The 17,615-nt window shown below is 69.7% G+C and carries 19 protein-coding genes; 10 read left to right on the top strand and 9 right to left on the bottom strand.

What is annotated here, in order from left to right; genetic code table 11:
• Positions 1–51: 51 nt before the first annotated feature.
• From ACN27E_RS04020 to ACN27E_RS04010, 3 genes are all read left to right on the top strand, one after another.
• Entirely contained in the window at positions 52–723 is a 672-nt protein-coding gene (locus tag ACN27E_RS04020) for an SDR family oxidoreductase (protein WP_422749594.1), read from the top strand.
• 65 nt (positions 724–788) lie between these two features.
• Positions 789–1,718 carry an LLM class F420-dependent oxidoreductase gene (locus ACN27E_RS04015; RefSeq protein WP_422746743.1) on the top strand — a complete coding sequence of 310 codons (930 nt, stop codon included), beginning with the start codon at positions 789–791 and terminating at the stop codon, positions 1,716–1,718.
• Positions 1,719–1,829: 111 nt separating this feature from the next.
• On the top strand, positions 1,830–3,218 hold the full coding sequence (locus tag ACN27E_RS04010) for an NAD(P)/FAD-dependent oxidoreductase (protein WP_422746741.1): 1,389 nt from the start codon (positions 1,830–1,832) through the stop codon (positions 3,216–3,218).
• Here the strand turns inward: ACN27E_RS04010 and ACN27E_RS04005 are convergent.
• From ACN27E_RS04005 to ACN27E_RS03970, 8 genes are all read right to left on the bottom strand, one after another.
• Positions 3,211–3,843, bottom strand: a complete 633-nt coding sequence (locus tag ACN27E_RS04005) for an urease accessory protein UreD (protein ID WP_422746740.1) — start codon at positions 3,841–3,843, stop codon at positions 3,211–3,213. The two genes, ACN27E_RS04010 and ACN27E_RS04005, sit on opposite strands and share 8 nt — an antisense overlap.
• Positions 3,844–3,845: 2 nt before the next feature.
• On the bottom strand, positions 3,846–4,526 hold the full coding sequence (gene ureG, locus ACN27E_RS04000) for an urease accessory protein UreG (protein ID WP_422746738.1): 681 nt from the start codon (positions 4,524–4,526) through the stop codon (positions 3,846–3,848).
• Positions 4,527–4,538: 12 nt separating this feature from the next.
• Positions 4,539–5,174 (bottom strand): urease accessory protein UreF, encoded by a 636-nt coding sequence (locus ACN27E_RS03995; protein WP_422746737.1) that lies wholly within the window; start codon positions 5,172–5,174, stop codon positions 4,539–4,541.
• 7 nt (positions 5,175–5,181) lie between these two features.
• Positions 5,182–6,903 carry an urease subunit alpha gene (locus ACN27E_RS03990; RefSeq protein WP_422746735.1) on the bottom strand — a complete coding sequence of 574 codons (1,722 nt, stop codon included), beginning with the start codon at positions 6,901–6,903 and terminating at the stop codon, positions 5,182–5,184.
• Positions 6,904–6,931: 28 nt separating this feature from the next.
• Positions 6,932–7,246, bottom strand: a complete 315-nt coding sequence (locus ACN27E_RS03985; protein ID WP_422749592.1) for an urease subunit beta — start codon at positions 7,244–7,246, stop codon at positions 6,932–6,934.
• A gap of 11 nt (positions 7,247–7,257) precedes the next feature.
• A complete protein-coding gene (locus ACN27E_RS03980) occupies positions 7,258–7,560 on the bottom strand; it encodes an urease subunit gamma (RefSeq protein ID WP_422746733.1) in 303 nt (100 codons plus the stop codon).
• A 48-nt stretch (positions 7,561–7,608) separates the two neighbouring features.
• Positions 7,609–8,019, bottom strand: a complete 411-nt coding sequence (locus tag ACN27E_RS03975) for a PaaI family thioesterase (protein ID WP_422746732.1) — start codon at positions 8,017–8,019, stop codon at positions 7,609–7,611.
• A 157-nt stretch (positions 8,020–8,176) separates the two neighbouring features.
• On the bottom strand, positions 8,177–8,941 hold the full coding sequence (locus ACN27E_RS03970) for an iron reductase (RefSeq protein WP_422746730.1): 765 nt from the start codon (positions 8,939–8,941) through the stop codon (positions 8,177–8,179).
• A 211-nt stretch (positions 8,942–9,152) separates the two neighbouring features.
• Here ACN27E_RS03970 and ACN27E_RS03965 point away from each other — a divergent pair, with 211 nt between their 5' ends.
• The 7 genes from ACN27E_RS03965 (at position 9,153) to ACN27E_RS03935 (ending at position 17,146) form a co-directional block, all read left to right on the top strand.
• On the top strand, positions 9,153–9,569 hold the full coding sequence (locus tag ACN27E_RS03965; protein ID WP_422746728.1) for a BlaI/MecI/CopY family transcriptional regulator: 417 nt from the start codon (positions 9,153–9,155) through the stop codon (positions 9,567–9,569).
• Between the two features lie 14 nt (positions 9,570–9,583).
• Positions 9,584–10,534: a M56 family metallopeptidase gene (locus tag ACN27E_RS03960; RefSeq protein ID WP_422746727.1), complete on the top strand. Its 951-nt coding sequence runs from the start codon at positions 9,584–9,586 to the stop codon at positions 10,532–10,534.
• 65 nt (positions 10,535–10,599) lie between these two features.
• Entirely contained in the window at positions 10,600–12,072 is a 1,473-nt protein-coding gene (gene gndA / locus ACN27E_RS03955) for an NADP-dependent phosphogluconate dehydrogenase (RefSeq protein WP_422746725.1), read from the top strand.
• Between the two features lie 101 nt (positions 12,073–12,173).
• Positions 12,174–13,619, top strand: coding sequence for a GuaB1 family IMP dehydrogenase-related protein (locus tag ACN27E_RS03950; RefSeq protein WP_422746723.1), 1,446 nt, complete (start codon positions 12,174–12,176; stop codon positions 13,617–13,619).
• A gap of 187 nt (positions 13,620–13,806) precedes the next feature.
• Positions 13,807–15,222, top strand: a complete 1,416-nt coding sequence (locus tag ACN27E_RS03945) for a hemolysin family protein (protein ID WP_422746721.1) — start codon at positions 13,807–13,809, stop codon at positions 15,220–15,222.
• Positions 15,219–16,271, top strand: a complete 1,053-nt coding sequence (locus ACN27E_RS03940; RefSeq protein ID WP_422746720.1) for a hemolysin family protein — start codon at positions 15,219–15,221, stop codon at positions 16,269–16,271. Before ACN27E_RS03945 ends, ACN27E_RS03940 begins: the two co-directional genes overlap by 4 nt.
• Positions 16,268–17,146 (top strand): 3-methyladenine DNA glycosylase, encoded by an 879-nt coding sequence (locus tag ACN27E_RS03935; protein WP_422746718.1) that lies wholly within the window; start codon positions 16,268–16,270, stop codon positions 17,144–17,146. The genes ACN27E_RS03940 and ACN27E_RS03935 overlap by 4 nt, the downstream gene beginning before the upstream one ends.
• Here the strand turns inward: ACN27E_RS03935 and ACN27E_RS03930 are convergent.
• A complete protein-coding gene (locus ACN27E_RS03930; RefSeq protein WP_422746717.1) occupies positions 17,124–17,591 on the bottom strand; it encodes an SPFH domain-containing protein in 468 nt (155 codons plus the stop codon). The genes ACN27E_RS03935 and ACN27E_RS03930 overlap by 23 nt on opposite strands.
• Between the last annotated feature and the right edge of the window lie 24 nt (positions 17,592–17,615).

Raw genomic sequence — 17,615 nt, 5'->3', positions numbered from 1 at the left:
TTGCTGGCCGCCGCGCTGCGCGGCGACCACGCCGATAAGGAGGTCATGGCCATGGAGGTGCTGGTCACCGGAGGCGATACGGATCTCGGCCGCAGCGTCGCGGCGGGATTCCGCGACGAGGGCCACCGGGTGCTGATCGCCGGCGCCCGGCGCGACGACCTGGAGATCGCCGCCAAGGAGCTCGACGTCGACTGCATCGTCTTCGACAACAGCGATCCGTCCAGCCTCGAAGAGGCCAGACCCCTGTTCCCCCACCACCTCGACACGCTGGTGAACATCCCGGCCCCGAGATTCACCGCCGGGGACCCCCGCACCTTCACCCTCGCCGACCACGCCGCCGCGTGGCGGCACGCCCTCGATGCGACGCTGCTCTCGGCGGTGCTCACCGTCCAGATCGTCGGCGACCACCTGCGCTCGGGCGGGACCATCGTCAACGTCGTCCCGGATTCGCCGCGCGAAGGCAGCGCACACGCCGCGATCAAGGCCGCCGTCGCCGACTGGACCGCGGGCCAGGCCGCCCACTTCGGCACCCGGGGCATCACCGTCAACGCGGTCGCCACCGGCAAAAGCGCCGCGGCGTCCTACGAGGGGCTGAGCAGCACCCCGCCGGCCGTTGCCGCCGAGATCGCCCGGATGGCCCAGTTTCTGGCCACCCCCGCCGCGCGGCACATCACCGGCCAGACCCTGCATGTCAGCCGGGGCGCCCTGGCCGACGTGAGCTGACCGGCCGCCGTTCGCCCACAGCGAACCGGGGTGTGCGTTCCGGTTAGTCGTCGTAGGGTCGACGCGTGACGATTCGACTCGGACTCCAGATCCCGAACTTCAGCTACGGCACCGGCGTCGGGGAGATCTTCCCGACCGTCATCGCGCAAGCCCAGGAGGCCGAGGCCGCCGGTTTCGACTCCGTGTTCCTGATGGACCACTTCTACCAACTTCCCGGCCTGGGTACGCCCGATCAGCCGATGCTGGAGGCGTACACGGCCCTCGGTGGTCTGGCGGCCGCGACCGAACGCGTTCAGCTGGGCACGCTGGTCACCGGCAACACCTATCGCAACCCCACCCTGCTGGCCAAGGCGATCACCACGCTCGACGTGATGAGCCAGGGCCGGGCCATCCTCGGCATCGGCACCGGCTGGTTCGAACTGGAACACGATTCGCTGGGCTACGAATTCGGTACCTTCACCGACCGCTTCAACAAGCTCGGCGAGGCCCTGCAGATCATCCTGCCGATGCTGGCCGGCGAACGGCCCACCTTCGAGGGCACCTACTACCGCACCCGCGAGGCCATGGCCGAGCCGCGCTTCCGCCCGCACATCCCGCTGATGATCGGTGGCAGCGGGGAGAAGAAGACCATCCCGCTGGCGGCGCGGCACTTCGACCACCTCAACATCATCGCCGGCTTCGACGAGCTGCCGCGCAAGATCGAGGTGGTACGACAGGCCTGTGAAAAGGTGGACCGCGATCCGGCCACGCTGGAGACCAGCATGCTGGTCATCGCGCTGATCGACCCGAACGTCACCGAGGACGTCATTCCGGAGGACTTCCGGCAACAGGCGGTGTTCGGCAGCGCTGAACAGGTCGCCGAGCAGATCAAGACCAAGGTGTTCGACGCCGGCGTCGACGGGGTCATCCTCAGCCCCGTCACCAGCCTCAGCGGATACCAGCCGGGTGCGATCACCGATGTCGCCGAGGCGCTGAAGCCGGCGTTGGGCGTTTAGACCCCTCCCCGGCGTGGCATAAGCCACAACCGACCGAGTGCCCAACGCCGGGCGCGCCGACTACCGTAGAGGGCGAGACCAACGCATTGCCACGCCCGTCGAGGAGCACTGATGAGCCATCCCGGAGCCACTGCGTCGGATCGGCACAAAGTCGTCATCATCGGATCCGGATTCGGCGGCCTGACCGCCGCCAAAACCCTCAAGCGCGCCGATGTGGACGTCAAACTGATCGCCAAGACCACCCATCACCTCTTTCAGCCGCTGCTGTACCAGGTGGCCACCGGGATCATCTCCGAAGGTGAGATCGCCCCGCCGACCCGGCTGATTCTGCGCAAGCAAGACAACGCGCAGGTTCTGCTGGGCGACGTCACCCACATCGACCTGGCCAATCAGGTCGTGCACTCGGAGTTGCTCGGCCACGACTACGCAACGCCGTACGACAGCCTGATCGTCGCGGCCGGGGCGGGTCAGTCCTACTTCGGCAACGATCACTTCGCCGAGTGGGCGCCGGGGATGAAGACCATCGATGACGCGCTCGAACTGCGCGGCCGGATCCTGGGCGCGTTCGAGCAGGCCGAGCGCTCCAGCGATCCGGTGCGCCGGGCCAAGCTGCTGACGTTCGTCGTCGTCGGTGCCGGGCCGACCGGTGTGGAGATGGCCGGTCAGATCGCCGAACTGGCCGATGAGACCCTGCGGGGCAGCTTCCGGCACATCGATCCCACCGAGGCTCGGGTGATCCTGCTCGACGCGGCGCCTGCCGTGCTACCGCCGATGGGTGAGAAGCTCGGCAAGAAGGCGCAGGCGCGGCTGGAGAAGATGGGCGTGGAGATCCAGCTCAACGCCATGGTCACCGATGTCGATCGCAACGGCATCACGGTCAAGGAGAAGGACGGCACCACCAGGCGTATCGAGGCCGCGTGCAAAGTCTGGTCGGCCGGGGTGTCGGCCAGCCCGCTGGGACGGGATCTGGCCAACCAGTCCGAGGCCGAGGTCGACCGGGCCGGCCGCGTCAAGGTGCAGCCGGATCTCACGATCCCCGGCCACCCGAACGTGTTCGTCGTCGGCGACATGGCCGCGGTCGAGGACGTTCCGGGGATGGCCCAGGGCGCGATCCAGGGCGGCAAGTACGCGGCCAACCTGATCAAGCACGAGGTCAAGGGCGCAAACCCGGCCTTCCGGCAGCCGTTCGAGTACTTCGACAAGGGCTCGATGGCGACGGTGTCGAAGTACAACGCGGTGGCCAAGGTCGGCAAGTTGGAGTTCGGCGGGTTCATCGCCTGGCTCGCCTGGTTGGGTCTGCACCTCATCTATCTGGTCGGGTTCCGCACCAAGATCGCCACGTTGCTGTCCTGGTCGGTGACGTTCCTCGGCCGCAATCGTGGTCAGCTCACGATCACCGAGCAGCAGGCCTACGCCCGAACCCGCATCGAGGAACTCGAGGAGATCGCCGCGGCGGTCACCGACACCGAACAGCGGGAGAAGGAACGCGCGGCTAGTTAGTCAGCCGTTCGCCCTGCCAGGTCGACAGGCCGCCCCCGGCCGCCAGTGCCAGCACGGTGCCGGGACTGTCGAAAGCCGGTTCGGGATAACGTAATTCGCTCACGCAGGCCATCGGCCGGCCCAGTGCGTCATCGGCCACCGAGGCGGTACCGAGCTCGACGCGGTGGCGCAGCAGCGGCGCTCCGTCGACGTCGGCGTGCAGCGCGCCGGACCAGAAGCCGTCACGCTCGCCGGACCGGCCGATCTGCACCCGTTCCCGCAGCCGCAGGCGAGTCGCGCCCGACAGGCTCACCCGCGTGGTCGCGACGTGCCGGCAGGCACCGGCCACCACGGTGGGCTGCGGATCCACGTCCAACTCCCCCGCCGATTCGATGTGCCAGTGGGTCCGCGATTCGGTGGTGGACGAACCGGGCAGTGCGACCGTCGCGGCGGCGCTGCGCACCGTCAGGCGCGCGCCCGGTTCGACCACGATGCGCACGGTGATGAGGTCACCGCCCAGCGGCGTGGCCGCGGCCGACACCAGATGCACGGTGTCGGGCCGCGTCCGCCGCGCAGCCATCCCGCCGGTGTGCTCGATCCGTGGCGGACCACCGGGCCGCGCCACGATCGTCACGAAAGAACGCATCGTCAGTTCTGCACCGGAACGCGCAACTGCTCCCGCACCCAGGCCAGCACCGGGCCGGCCGCCGGATCCTCGGTCAGTGAGACCAGGACGAACGGCCGGTCACCGCGCACCGCGGCGGCGTCGCGGCGCATCACGTCGAGATCAGCACCCACCATGGGTGCCAGATCGGTCTTGTTGATGACCAGCAGATCCGAGAACGTCACCCCCGGCCCGCCCTTGCGCGGCACCTTGTCGCCGCCGGCGACGTCGATGACGAAGATCTGGACATCGATCAGTCCACTGGAGAACGTGGCGGTCAAATTGTCGCCGCCCGATTCGACCAGGATGAGATCGAGGTGGTCGTGCCCGGCGATCAGATCGTCGATCGCATCGAGGTTGGCGGTGATGTCGTCGCGGATCGCGGTGTGCGGGCAGCCTCCGGTCTGCACCGCGGCGATGCGCTCGTCGGGCAGCACGGCGTGGCGGCGCAGGAAGTCGGCATCCTCGGTGGTGTAGATGTCATTGGTCAGAACCGCCAGCGACAACTCGTCGCGCAATTGCCGACACAGCGCCGCCACCAGCGCCGTCTTGCCGGAGCCGACCGGACCGCCGATCCCGATCCGCAGCGGCTCGCCGGGTGTGCGCACCCGCTTCGGGCGATCGGCGTGGTCGTGGGGTTGACCATCCAAAAAATGTGGTGGCATCGGCTGACCTTTCTAGGACACGAATAGCGGGCGCTCCCGCTCGGCATGGCGCTGAGCCAACACGTCGAGCAGCGGATCGGACAGGTCGGCGGGTTCGTGCGCGGCGGTGGCCGCGACCTCATCGCACAGGCCGGCCATCTCGAACGTCAGCGCGGCGACATCACCGGGGTCGAGCGCCAGCAACCGCTGGGCGGCGGTGGCGGTGCCCGTCATCGTCGTATAGACCACCGACAGTGCGGTCTGCTCGGCGGTGAGCCCGCCGGCCGCACCCGCCGCGCCCGCCGCGACGGCCAGATGGGGCGTGCGGCCCAGCGGTGACCAGTCGTACTGCGGCCATACGCGGCGGGCCAGCCGGAGCAGTCCCCTGCCCTGCGCGCGGGACGCGGCCCGGGCGGCCGGTGCCGGGGTGCGGGCATCGGTTTCCCGGTCGGCGGCATCGATGCCGAGCGTGCCGGCGTGCACGGCCGCCGCCAGCGAGGCCGCCACCAGGCCCTGACTGCGCACCCGCCGGATCAGATAGGCGCGCAGGGTGCCGAGATCCCCGACCAACCCACTGGTGATCGCCTCCTCGACACCGCCGGAGTGCACGTGCGAGCCGGTGGGTAGACGCGAGTCCGCCAGCGCGAGCAGGGTGGTCAGCTGAGACATCGCCCGCTCAGAACAGGAAATAGCGTTGGGCCATCGGCAGTTCGGTGGCCGGCTGCTCCTGCCACACGTCGCCGTCGATCCGCACCGTGAACGTGTCGGGGTCCACCTCGATACGCGGTAGGGCGTCGTTGAGCGGCATCTGGGCCTTCCCGATGCGCCGACAGTTTTCGACCGGAACCAGCCGACGGCGGACGTCGATGCGATCGGCCAGCCCGTCCTCGATCGCCTGGGGCGACACGAAGTGCAGCGACGTGGCGGCAGCGGCGGCCGGCGCCGCACCGAACATCGGCCGCGGCAGCACCGGTTGCGGCGTCGGAATCGATGCGTTCGCATCGCCCATCGCCGCCCAGGCGATCATGCCGCCCTTGAGGACGGCGTGTGGGCGCACCCCGAAGAACGCGGGCTCCCACAGCACCAGGTCGGCCAGCTTGCCCACCTCGATCGACCCGATCTCGCGGTCCAGACCGTGCGCGATCGCCGGGCAGATCGTGTACTTGGCGACGTAGCGGCGCGCCCTCATGTTGTCGGCGGTGGTGTCGCCCGGCAGGAATCCGCGGCGGCGCTTCATCACGTGCGCGGTCTGCCAGGTGCGCAGCACCACCTCGCCGATCCGGCCCATCGCCTGGGCGTCGCTGCCGATCATCGAGATCGCCCCGATGTCGTGCAGCAGATCCTCCGCGGCGATGGTGGACGGCCGGATCCGGCTCTCGGCGAACGCGAGATCCTCCGGGACACTCGGATTGAGGTGGTGACACACCATCAGCATGTCGAGGTGCTCGTCGAGGGTGTTCACGGTGTGCGGCCGGGTCGGGTTCGTCGAACTGGGCAGCACATGCGGCAGTGCGGCGACGGTGATGATGTCGGGCGCATGCCCGCCGCCGGCACCCTCGGTGTGGTAGGCGTGGATGGACCGGTCGGCGATGGCCCCCACGGTGTCCTCGACGAAGCCGGCCTCGTTGAGCGTGTCCGAGTGCAGGGCGACCTGGACACCGGCGGCGTCGGCCACCGTCAGGCAGGCGTCGATGGCCGCGGGCGTCGAACCCCAGTCCTCGTGCAGCTTGAATCCCGATGCGCCGGAACGCAACTGCTCCCACATCGCATCGCTGCTGACGGTATTGCCCTTCCCGAGCAGCGCGACGTTCATCGGCCACGAGTCCAGCGCCTCGAGCATTCGGGCCAGATGCCAGGCGCCCGGGGTGACGGTGGTGGCCTTGCTGCCCTCCGCGGGTCCGGTACCGCCGGCGATGATCGTGGTGATACCGCCGCCGAGCGCCTCTTCCATGATCTGCGGGCAGATCAGATGCACATGGCAGTCGATGCCGCCCGCGGTGACGATGCGCCCGTTACCGGCGATGATCTCCGTCGACGGCCCGACCACCAGGTCGGGGTGGACGCCGTCCATGATGTCGGGATTGCCCGCCTTGCCGATCGCGGCGATCCGACCGTCCCGGATGCCGATGTCGGCCTTGATGATTCCCCAGTGGTCGAGGATCACCACACCGGTGATCACCGTGTCCGGGGCGCCGTCGGCCCGGGTGGCCCGACCCTGGCCCATCGATTCGCGCAGCACCTTGCCGCCGCCGAACACCGCCTCGTCGCCGGCCAGCGCCGGGCCGCCGCTGCGATCCTCGGTGATCTCGATGAGCAGATCGGTGTCGGCCAGTCGGATGCGATCGCCGACGGTGGGGCCGAACAGATCGGCGTAGCGCTCGCGCGAGAGTCTGGTCACGAGGTCTGTCTCCTCTTCGCGCAAGCGCTCATCGGGCGTCCAACCGACCGGGGGCGTCCAGGCTCAGCCCGTACACCTCGCGGCTGCCGCGCAGGGGCACCAGCGACACCTGTTGGGCGATGCCGGGTTCGAACCGCACGGCGGTGCCGGCGGGGATGTCGAGGCGGTGCCCGCGCGCGGCCGCGCGATCGAAGTCCAGGGCAGCGTTGGCCTGCGGCAGGTGCACGTGGCTGCCGACCTGCACCGGACGGTCGCCGGTGTTGACCACCGTCAGCTCCAGCCGGGCAGCACCGGCGTTGATCTCGATGTCGCCGGCACCGAAGAGGATTTCGCCGGGAACGATCGCCGACCCGCTCATGCGATCGGGTGGTGGACGGTGACGAGCTTGGTGCCGTCGGGGAAGGTGGCCTCGACCTGGACGTCGTGCAGCATCTCCGGGACACCGTCCATGACGTCGTCGCGGCCCAGCACATCGCATCCGCTGACCATCAGCTCGGCGACCGAGCGGCCGTCGCGGGCCCCCTCGAGAAGATGGTCGGTGATGACGGCGACCGCCTCCGGGTGGTTGAGCCGCAGACCGCGGGCTCGACGCCGGCGCGCGAGTTCGGCGGCGTAGGAGATGAGCAGCCGGTCCTGTTCATGCGGGGTTAGACGCATAGACGGCGATCCTGCCACGAGGCGCCGGGCTCAGCAGCTCAGCCGCGATCAGCCGCGCTCGTCGGGGATGTTCTGCAGCCGCACCTGACCGCGAGCCACCACCTTGCCGTCTTCGGTGGTGATGGTGATGAGCCAGAGCTGCTGACGGCGGCCGCGGTGGATCGGGGTGGATTCCGCGGTGACCGTGCCGGCGGACACCGCCCGCAGGAAATCGGTGTTGTTGTTGACCCCGACGACGGTCCCGCCGCCGTTCACCGACAGCCACACGTGAGCCGACACGCTGGCCAGGCTCTCGATGACCGAACAGTAGACGCCGCCGTGCACGATGCCCCACGGCTGGAGCAATGTGTCGGTGAGCGTCAGCTGGGCTCGCCCGCCGTCGGGAGTGACCTCCAGATACTTCAGTCCGATCTCCCGGTCGAAACCGTTTCCGAGGTCTTCGGGCACGTGGTCTGTCACAGCTGTCGTGTCTACACGGCCGGGCCGCCGACGAGAACGGGCGGGCCCCGCACAGAATGCGGGGCCCGCCCTTCGAGTGGACCGGGGGTCTCTGCAGCCCTCAGGACTCCGGCGCGGTCCGGTGGTTCTCGATGATGACAGGATAGGCAAGGCTGCCCTAATTACACAAGACCTTCCCTCCGCGGGCGGCGCCGCGCACCGGCAGGCCGAAGCTGACCAGCGCGTCGAGGACCGCCTGACCGCGCCGCATGCTGGTCCATTCGCTGGACCCGGCCAGCAGCGGCACCTGCGTCGCCGCGCCGACCACGGCCGCACCGACGACGTGCCACATGGCCGCCACCGACATCGCACCGCCGCAGATCGACTCCAGGTGGTTGAACAGCGGAGCCAGCGCGCGATGGCTGCGGTGGGCCACCCAGGTGGTCAACGCGCCCTCGCTGGGCAGCGCGACGATGCCGTTGGGGCCGTCGGTCCGCCGGCGCCCGCCGATGAAGAACGGATCCTCCGGCAGCGCGCGCAGGGTCGGGTCGACGACACCGACCCAGTCGATGGCACCTTCGGAGTCGACGTGCACCCACAGGTTCTCCAGTCCGGTGTCCCAGGCCCGGCCCTCCAGGACCACGAGCGGGATCACCCGGCCGAGCACGACATGGGCGAGGGTGGCCGCCAGCTGCTGGGCGACCGCCGCCCGGTTGTCGGTCTCGGCGGCGGCGAGATCGAACATGCCCTGCAACCGATCCGCGCTCAGCGCCTCGGCCAGCGGCCACCAGCGGCGCCGCGACAGGTCGCCCATGACCGCGACGCCGTAGACGCGCGGACACTCCGGATACAGCTCGCGCAGCCGGCGGCTCGACTCGTGCAGCGGCAGCGCCCGCTTGATGGTCATACCCGCGATCAACGGATCCTCGATCAGCACCGTCACGGCGTCTCCCAGGAACTCATGGGGGTTAGGTTAGCCTTACTATAGTGAGACGCAAGTACCGATGGTTCGCTGTGACCGGTTTCACAAGGGGAGCAGTCGAGCCCGGCGGGAATGCGCCGGACGGGGAAGACTGTTGCTTCTCGGCATCAGATACGACGCTCGGTAGTACGACCGTAGTACTCTGGTTCTACTGCTCAGGAGATGAACGGATATGGCCAAGTTGACGCGCCTCGGGGAACTGGAACGTGAGGTGATGGACCATTTGTGGTCCGCCCGCGAACCGCAGACCGTGCGACAGGTGCACGAGGCGCTGGCGACCCGCCGCGACCTGGCCTACACCACGATCATGACCGTGCTGCAGCGGCTGGCGAAGAAGAACCTGGTCGTCCAGCACCGCGACGACCGCGCGCACCGGTACGCCCCCACCCACGGCCGCGACGAGCTGGTCGCCGGCCTGATGGTCGACGCCCTGGACCAGGCTGCGGATTCGGGCAGCCGCCAGGCCGCACTGGTCCACTTCGTCGAGCGCGTCGGCGCCGATGAAGCCGCCGCGCTGCGCCGTGCGTTGGCCGAACTGGAGAGCAAGGACCGGGTCGGACCGCCCGCTGGCAATCCGGGTACCAACTGAGGGACAATCAGGGGGTGTCCGCGCTGGCATTCACCCTCCTGGCGCTGGCCCTGGTCGGGCCGGTACCCGCGCTACTCGCCCGCGCCTCGTGGCCGATGCGCGCACCCCGCGCGGCGATCGTCCTCTGGCAGGCCATCGCGCTGGCCGCCGTACTGTCGGCCTTCTCCGCCGGAATCGCCATCGCCAGCCGCCTTTTCGTCCCCGGCGCGGATGGGCGCCCCACCGCGACGGTCACCAGTGAGATCAACGCGCTGGGCTGGCCGCTGTGGACGCTCTACGTCATCGTCTTCGCGCTCACCCTGCTGATCGGCGCCCGGCTGATCCTGTCGATATTGCAGGTGGCCGTCGCCACCCGCCGCCGGCGCGCGCACCACCGGATGATCGTCGATCTGCTCGGACTGTCCCGGGACGCCGTGTCCAGCCGCCCCTGCCGGCACGCCGCCGGACTGCGGGTTCTCGACGTGGCCCAGCCCCTGGCCTACTGCCTTCCGGGCGTCCGCAGCCGGGTGGTGCTCAGCGAGGGCGCACTCAACACGCTGTCCGACAGCGAGGTCACGGCCATCCTGACCCACGAACGGGCCCACCTGCGGGCGCGCCACGATCTGGTGCTCGAGATGTTCACCGCCGTACACGCCGCCTTCCCGCGGTTCGTCCGCAGTGCCAGCGCCCTGGACGCGGTGCGCCTGCTGGTGGAGATGCTGGCCGACGACGCCGCGGTGCGCACCGCCGGGCGCACCCCGCTGGCCCGGGCGCTGGTGGCCTGCGCGGCCGGACGCACCCCGTCGGGCGCGCTGGCCGCCGGCGGTCCGACGACGGTGATCCGGGTGCGCCGCCTCGGCGGACGCCCCAACAGCCTCGCCCTGGCCGCCACGGCCTACCTGGCCGCCGCGGCCGTGCTGGTGGTGCCGACGGTGGCCGTCGCCGTACCGTGGCTGAACGAACTGCACCGGCTGTTCATCCGCTAGGCCGGCCCAGACCCCTGTGATGCCCGATTCTGCTGTGTGACAACCAAACAACGAAAGGCTGCCGTATGAGCGACTCCGATGAATCCACCACGGGTACGGCACAGATCGGGGTCACCGGCCTGGCCGTGATGGGCTCCAACCTGGCCCGTAACTTCGCTCGTCACGGTTACACCGTCGCGCTGCACAACCGGTCGATCGCCAAGACCGATGCGCTGCTGGACCAGCACGGCTCGGACGGCACCTTCGTCCGCACCGAGACCATCGAAGAGTTCCTCGACGCCCTGGAAAAGCCGCGCCGGGTGATCATCATGGTCAAGGCCGGCGACCCCACCGACGCCGTCATCAACGAGCTCGCCGACGCGATGGAGGAGGGCGACATCATCATCGACGGCGGCAACGCGCTCTACACCGACACCATCCGCCGCGAGAAGGCAATCCGCGAGCGTGGACTGCACTTCGTCGGCGCCGGCATCTCCGGCGGTGAGGAGGGCGCCCTGAACGGGCCGTCGATCATGCCCGGCGGTCCGGCGGAGTCCTACAAGAGCCTGGGCCCGCTGCTCGAGGAGATCTCCGCGCACGTCGACGGTGTGCCCTGCTGCACCCACATCGGCCCCGACGGCGCCGGTCACTTCGTGAAGATGGTGCACAACGGCATCGAATACTCCGACATGCAGCTCATCGGCGAGGCCTATCAGCTGCTGCGCGACGGGCTGGGCAAGTCGGCCGGGGAGATCGCCGACGTGTTCGACGAGTGGAACTCCGGTGATCTGGACAGCTTCCTCGTCGAGATCACCGCGAAAGTCCTGCGTCAGACCGACGCCAAGACCGGCAAACCGCTGGTCGACGTCATCCTCGACGAGGCCGAGCAGAAGGGCACCGGCCGCTGGACCGTGAAGTCCGCCCTCGACCTGGGCGTGCCCGTGACCGGTATCGCCGAAGCGGTGTTCGCCCGCGCGCTCTCGGGCTCGGTGGCCCAGCGCCAGGCGACCACCGGGCTGGCGTCCGGAGACCTCGGCAGTCGGCCGGGTGCCACCGAAAAAGACACAGCGCAGTTCACCGAGGACATCCGCCGGGCGCTGTACGCCTCGAAGATCATCGCCTACGCGCAGGGCTTCAACCAGATCCAGGCCGGCAGCGCCGAGTACGACTGGAACATCAAGCCCGGCGACATGGCCCGGATCTGGCGCGGCGGCTGCATCATCCGGGCGAAGTTCCTTAACCGGATCACCGAGGCGTTCGACGAGGACGCCGAGCTGCCGACGCTGATCGTCGCGCCCTACTTCCGCGATGCGATCGAGAACGCGATCGACAGCTGGCGCCGCGTCGTGGTCAAGGCCACCGAACTGGGCATCCCGATCCCCGGCTTCAGCTCGGCGTTGTCCTACTACGACGGGCTGCGTACCGAACGCCTGCCGGCCGCGCTGACCCAGGGTCTGCGCGACTTCTTCGGCGCCCACACCTACGGACGCATCGACACCGACCGCGACCAGCGGTTCCACACCCTGTGGAGCGGCGACCACAGCGAAGTCCAGGCCTGAGTTCTTCTGGCGAGCAGACGCAGAGTTCCCCGGCTGACGGCGTGTCGCGGGTACTTTGCGTCTGCTCGGCGGGGTGAATTCCCCCACTAGACTGGCGGGCGATGAGATTCCTCGACGGGCACCACCCGCCCTACGACCTGACCTACGACGACGTCTTCGTCGTCCCCGGACGGTCGGAGGTGACGTCCCGATTCGACGTCGACCTGTCCACCGTCGACGGCTCCGGCACCACCATCCCGGTGGTGGTGGCCAACATGACCGCCGTCGCCGGCCGCCGCATGGCCGAAACCGTGGCCCGTCGCGGCGGCATCGTCGTGCTGCCCCAGGATCTGCCGATCTCCGCAGTGCAACAGACCGTCGACTTCGTCAAGACCCGCGACCTGGTGGTCGACACCCCGGTCACCCTGGCCCCCGACGACGCCGTCTCCGACGCGCTGGCGCTGATCAGCAAACGCGCCCACGGCGCGGCGGTGGTGGTCGACGACGACCGCCCGATCGGTCTGGTCACCGAGGCGTCCTGCGCCGGGGTCGACCGCTTCAGCCGGGTCCGTGACGTGGCGCTCGGCGACTTCGTGTCCGCCCCCGCCGGCACCGAACCCCGCAAGGTCTTCGATCTGCTCGACCACGCGCCCAAGGACGGCGCGGCCCTGGCGGTGCTGACACATCCGGACGGCACGCTGGCCGGCGTGCTGACCCGCACCGGTGCGGTGCGGGCCGGCATCTACTCCCCCGCCGTCGACGCGCGTGGCCGGTTGCGCATCGCCGCCGCCGTCGGCATCAACGGTGACGTCGCGGCCAAGGCGCGCGCACTGGCCGAGGTCGGCGTCGATCTGCTGGTGATCGACACCGCCCACGGCCACCAGGTCAAGATGCTCGACGCGATCCGGGCGGTCGCCGCCCTGGACCTCGGTCTGCCGATCGCCGCGGGCAACGTCGTGTCCGCCGAGGGCACCCGCGAGCTGATTAGCGCCGGAGCCTCCATCGTCAAGGTCGGCGTCGGCCCCGGCGCCATGTGCACCACCAGGATGATGACCGGCGTCGGCCGGCCGCAGTTCTCGGCAGTCCTCGAATGCTCCTCTGCGGCAAAGGAATTGGGCGCCCACGTATGGGCCGACGGCGGTGTCCGGCATCCCCGCGACGTCGCGCTGGCACTGGCCGCCGGCGCATCGAATGTGATGATCGGGTCCTGGTTCGCCGGCACCTACGAATCCCCGGGCGACCTGATGCGCGACCGCGAGGGCCGGCCGTACAAGGAGAGCTACGGGATGGCATCCAAGCGGGCGGTGGCCGCCCGCACGGCCGCCGACAGCCCGTTCGACCGGGCTCGCAAGGGACTGTTCGAAGAAGGCATCTCGACCTCGCGGATGAGCCTGGACCCGACGCGCGGCGGCGTCGAGGACCTGCTCGACCACATCACCTCCGGCGTGCGCAGCACCTGCACCTACGTCGGCGCCGCCACCCTGCCCGAACTCCACGAGAAGGTGACGCTGGGTGTGCAGTCGGCGGCCGGCTTCGCCGAGGGCCACCCGCTCCCGACCGGCTGGTGAGGGCTGCGGTTACGATTGTGCTTTCCGCCGACCATCAACCCTGAAGGGACGACGTGCCGCAGGCACCCATCGTGGCCAGGGGTTCAGAGTGCTCGGCCCCGGGCGAACACCTGACGCCCGAGGCAGCCGACGCCGAACCTTCCCCTAGTCGGCCGGGCTCGCGGCCCGGCGCACCGGTGAGCATGCGATGAGCGTCCTCACCACCATTCTGTCCCTGCTCGCGATCGTGGTGCTGACCGCGGGGACGGCGGTCTTCGTCGCCGCCGAGTTCTCGCTCACCGCGCTGGAGCGCAGCACCGTCGAGGCGAATGCGCGCGGTGGCCACAAGCGCGACAAGATGGTCCGACGCGCACACCGGACGTTGTCCTTCCAACTCTCCGGCGCGCAGGTCGGCATCTCGATCACCACCCTGGCCACGGGATACCTCGCCGAACCGGTGGTGGCCCGTCTGCTGCACCCGGCGCTCAGCGCGGCCGGGTTGCCCGAGAGCGCCGCCAGCGGCGTGGCCCTGGTGCTGGCGATCCTGATCGCGACATCGGTATCGATGGTGTTCGGCGAATTGGTGCCGAAGAACCTCGCGGTGGCCCGGCCGGTGCCCACGGCCCGCGCGGCCGCCGGCCCGCAGCTGCTGTTCTCCACCCTGTTCACCCCGCTGATCAAGCTCACCAACGGCACCGCGAACCTGATCCTGCGCCGGCTGGGCATCGAACCGGCGGAGGAACTGCGCTCGGCCCGCTCCCCACAGGAGCTGATCTCCCTGGTGCGCAACTCCGCCCGCAGCGGCTCACTGGACCCGGTCACCGCGGTGCTGGTGGACCGCTCGCTGCAGTTCGGCGACCGCACCGCCGAGGAGTTGATGACCCCGCGCACCGAGATCACGGCGCTACAGGCCGACGACACCGTCGCAGATCTCATCACCGCCGCGATCGACACCGGGTTCTCCCGATTCCCGATCGTCGAAGGTGACCTCGACGAGACGATCGGGGTCGTCCACGTCAAGCAGGTGTTCTCGGTGCCGCCCGACGACCGGCAGCGCACCCGGCTGGCCGCACTGGCCATCCCGGTCGCGACCGTGCCGTCCACCCTCGACGGCGACGCGGTGATGACCCAGATCCGGGCCAACGGGCTGCAGACCGCCCTGGTGGTGGACGAGTACGGCGGCACCGCGGGCATGGTCACCGTCGAGGACCTGATCGAGGAGATCGTCGGCGACGTGCGCGACGAACACGACGACGCCACCCCCGACGTCGTCGAGGAGGCCGGCGGCTGGAAGGTCTCGGGTCTGCTGCGCATCGACGAGGTCGCCACCCAGACCGGATTCCGGGCGCCCGAAGGCGAATACGAGACGATCGGCGGTCTGGTGCTGCTGGAGCTCGGCCGCATCCCCGACCCCGGCGACGAGGTCGAGCTCACCGCCTTCGATCCCGACGGTCCGCCCGACGACCCGATCCGCTGGCGCGCCACCGTGGTGGCGATGGACGGCCGGCGGATCGACCAGCTCGAACTCACCGAACTGGGCCGACGCGGCGACGGCGACGGTGACGGTGACGGTGACGGTGACGAGGGCCACGATTCCGATGGCGGCGGGCAGGATCAGAAATGAGCGGTGACCTCTTCGGTGTCCTGCTGACGGTGCTGCTGCTGGCGCTCAACGCCTTCTTCGTCGCCTCGGAGTTCGCGCTGATCTCCGCGCGGCGCGACCGGCTCGAAGCCCTGGCCGAACAGGGTAAGAACAGTGCGGTCACGGTGATCCGGGCCGGTGAGCATCTATCGCTGATGCTGGCCGGATCACAGCTGGGTATCACGATCTGCTCGATCCTGCTCGGCCGGGTCGGCGAACCGGCCGTCGCCCACCTGCTGGAGAAACCGTTCGGATTGCTCGGCATCCCCGACGCCATCCTGCACACGGTGTCGTTCGTGGTGGCGCTGAGCGTCGTGGTGACCCTGCACGTGCTGCTCGGCGAGATGGTGCCCAAGAACATCGCGATCGCCGGGCCGGAGTCGGCGGCGATGCTGCTCATCCCGGTCTACCTGGTCTACATCCGGGCCGCTCGCCCCTTCATCGCGTTCTACAACTGGTGCGCCAACGCCACCCTGCGCGCCGCCGGCGTGGAGCCCAAGGACGAGCTCGACGTCAACCTCTCCACCGTCGAACTGTCGGAGATGATCGCCGAGTCGTTGTCGGAGGGTCTGCTCGACCGGGAGGAACACACCCGGCTCACCCGGGCGCTGCAGATCCGCAACCGCGCGGTCCGCGACGTCGCGATGCCGCTGGACACCATCCACGCCATCCCGGTGACCGACGAGAACAACGGCCCGACGGTCGGCGCGGTACAACGGGCCCTGGCCGAGACGGGATACTCCCGGTTCCCGGTCGCGGCGCCGTCTGGACAGTTCATCGGCTATCTGCACATCAAGGACGTCCTGACGCTGGTCGACGATCCCGATGCGGTGCTGGACCGGTCGATGATCCGCCCGCTGCCCCAGCTGCCCGCCTCGCTGCCGCTGCCCGATGCGTTGACCCGGCTGCGCCGCGTCAACAGTCACCTGGCGCTGGTCACCGACAACGGCGCCGTGACCGCGATGGTCGCCCTCGAGGACCTCGTCGAGGATCTCGTCGGCACCGTGCGAGACGGAACCCACCGGGTGTGAAGCTCGACGAACAGGTGTGGACGCGCCGCGAGCGCGCCCACGCCGAACGCGTCGACGCGTTCTGCGCACCGCACCTCGCCCGCCGGCGCTCCGGTGAGCGCCATCCGGTGTGGGACTTCCTGTTCACCTACTACAGCCTGCGGCCGCGCCAGTTGCGCTGCTGGCACCCCGGATTCGGCGTCACACTCACCGGGGACGCAGCGCGCGGGCGGCTGCATCGCAGCGGCTACGGCGCCGTCGCCGGCGGAGTGGCCGTCACCGGAGAACACCTGCACGCCCGCCTCGACACGGTCCGCTTCGTCGCCGGCCTGCTGCACGCGACCGCCGGCCGACCGGCCCGGCTGAACTGTTTCGGGCTGCACGAGTGGGCGATGGTCTACCGCGCGCCGACGGTGCGCCACGACGCCGTGCCGCTGCGGCTGGGCGCCGCGGGAACCGACGCGGTCGTCGACTCGATGCCGTTGCGGTGCAGCCATTTCGACGCCTACCGCTTCTTCACCGAACCGGCCGCCGCCCGCAACACCGAGCCGCTGAGCCGGGACCGCCAGAACGACACCGAACAGCCAGGTTGCCTGCACGCCGCGATGGACCTCTACAAATGGGCGTACAAACTGAGCCCGCTGGTGCCCTCCGAGCTGACCCTCGACTGCCTCGAACTGGCCGCCGAGGCCCGGGTGCTCGACATGCGTGCGAGCCCGTACGATCTGGCCGCCTACGGCTTCACCCCGATCCCGATCGAGACACCGGCCGGCCGCGCCGAATACGTACGCATCCAGCAGGACATCGCCGCCCGCGCCGCCCCCCTGCGGGCCACCTTGGCGGGCCGGTGCGACGCACTGCTCACCGCCGGTGTCACTGGGCAGCGCCCACGTTGACGACCGGAATCGTCGGTGAATCGCTGGCGATGACGGTCAGCAGATTCGCCGCGAAGCTCGCCCGCCGGTCGCGGTCGAGGGGCACCGCGTCGTGCTCGTCGGTGCCCCGCTCGAGTGCCGAAAGAGCCTGGCGCACCATGCCCACCGCGCCCTCCACGATCTTGCGACGCCCGGCGACGATCGCTGCCGCCTGCTGACGACGCAGCATCGCCTCGGCGACCTCGGCGGCATAGCTGAGGTCGGTGACCCGGGCCTCGAGGATCCGCACGCCCGCGGCGTCGGCCCGCTCCTGCAGTTCTTCGAGCAGGCTCTGATTCACCTCGGCCCGGCCGCGAGCGCCACCAGAAGCACTTCGACCAGCAGGAACGGAGCCCCACTGGCCGACCTCGCGGGCCGCTCCGTGAGATCGGGATCGGGCGGGTCTCGCCGGTCGCCGGCCGGGCATTCGTCGCCGATCGGTGCGACCGGC

This window comes from Mycobacterium sp. WMMD1722 (genome assembly GCF_049315205.1).
Lineage (GTDB): Bacteria > Actinomycetota > Actinomycetes > Mycobacteriales > Mycobacteriaceae > Mycobacterium.
Note: the sequence above shows the minus strand (reverse complement) of the source record. Positions and strands in the feature narration are given on the sequence as shown.

Excerpts from the sequence above, each read along its gene's own strand:
- ACN27E_RS04020 (WP_422749594.1), top strand. The coding sequence starts at position 52 with ATGGAGGTGCTGGTCACCGGAGGCGATACGGATCTCGGCCGCAGCGTC.
- ACN27E_RS04010 (WP_422746741.1), top strand. The coding sequence starts at position 1,830 with ATGAGCCATCCCGGAGCCACTGCGTCGGATCGGCACAAAGTCGTCATC.
- ACN27E_RS04005 (WP_422746740.1), bottom strand. The coding sequence starts at position 3,843 with ATGCGTTCTTTCGTGACGATCGTGGCGCGGCCCGGTGGTCCGCCACGG.
- ureG (WP_422746738.1), bottom strand. The coding sequence starts at position 4,526 with ATGCCACCACATTTTTTGGATGGTCAACCCCACGACCACGCCGATCGC.
- ACN27E_RS03995 (WP_422746737.1), bottom strand. The coding sequence starts at position 5,174 with ATGTCTCAGCTGACCACCCTGCTCGCGCTGGCGGACTCGCGTCTACCC.
- ACN27E_RS03980 (WP_422746733.1), bottom strand. The coding sequence starts at position 7,560 with ATGCGTCTAACCCCGCATGAACAGGACCGGCTGCTCATCTCCTACGCC.
- ACN27E_RS03965 (WP_422746728.1), top strand. The coding sequence starts at position 9,153 with ATGGCCAAGTTGACGCGCCTCGGGGAACTGGAACGTGAGGTGATGGAC.
- gndA (WP_422746725.1), top strand. The coding sequence starts at position 10,600 with ATGAGCGACTCCGATGAATCCACCACGGGTACGGCACAGATCGGGGTC.
- ACN27E_RS03950 (WP_422746723.1), top strand. The coding sequence starts at position 12,174 with ATGAGATTCCTCGACGGGCACCACCCGCCCTACGACCTGACCTACGAC.
- ACN27E_RS03945 (WP_422746721.1), top strand. The coding sequence starts at position 13,807 with ATGAGCGTCCTCACCACCATTCTGTCCCTGCTCGCGATCGTGGTGCTG.
- ACN27E_RS03940 (WP_422746720.1), top strand. The coding sequence starts at position 15,219 with ATGAGCGGTGACCTCTTCGGTGTCCTGCTGACGGTGCTGCTGCTGGCG.
- ACN27E_RS03930 (WP_422746717.1), bottom strand. The coding sequence starts at position 17,591 with ATGCCCGGCCGGCGACCGGCGAGACCCGCCCGATCCCGATCTCACGGA.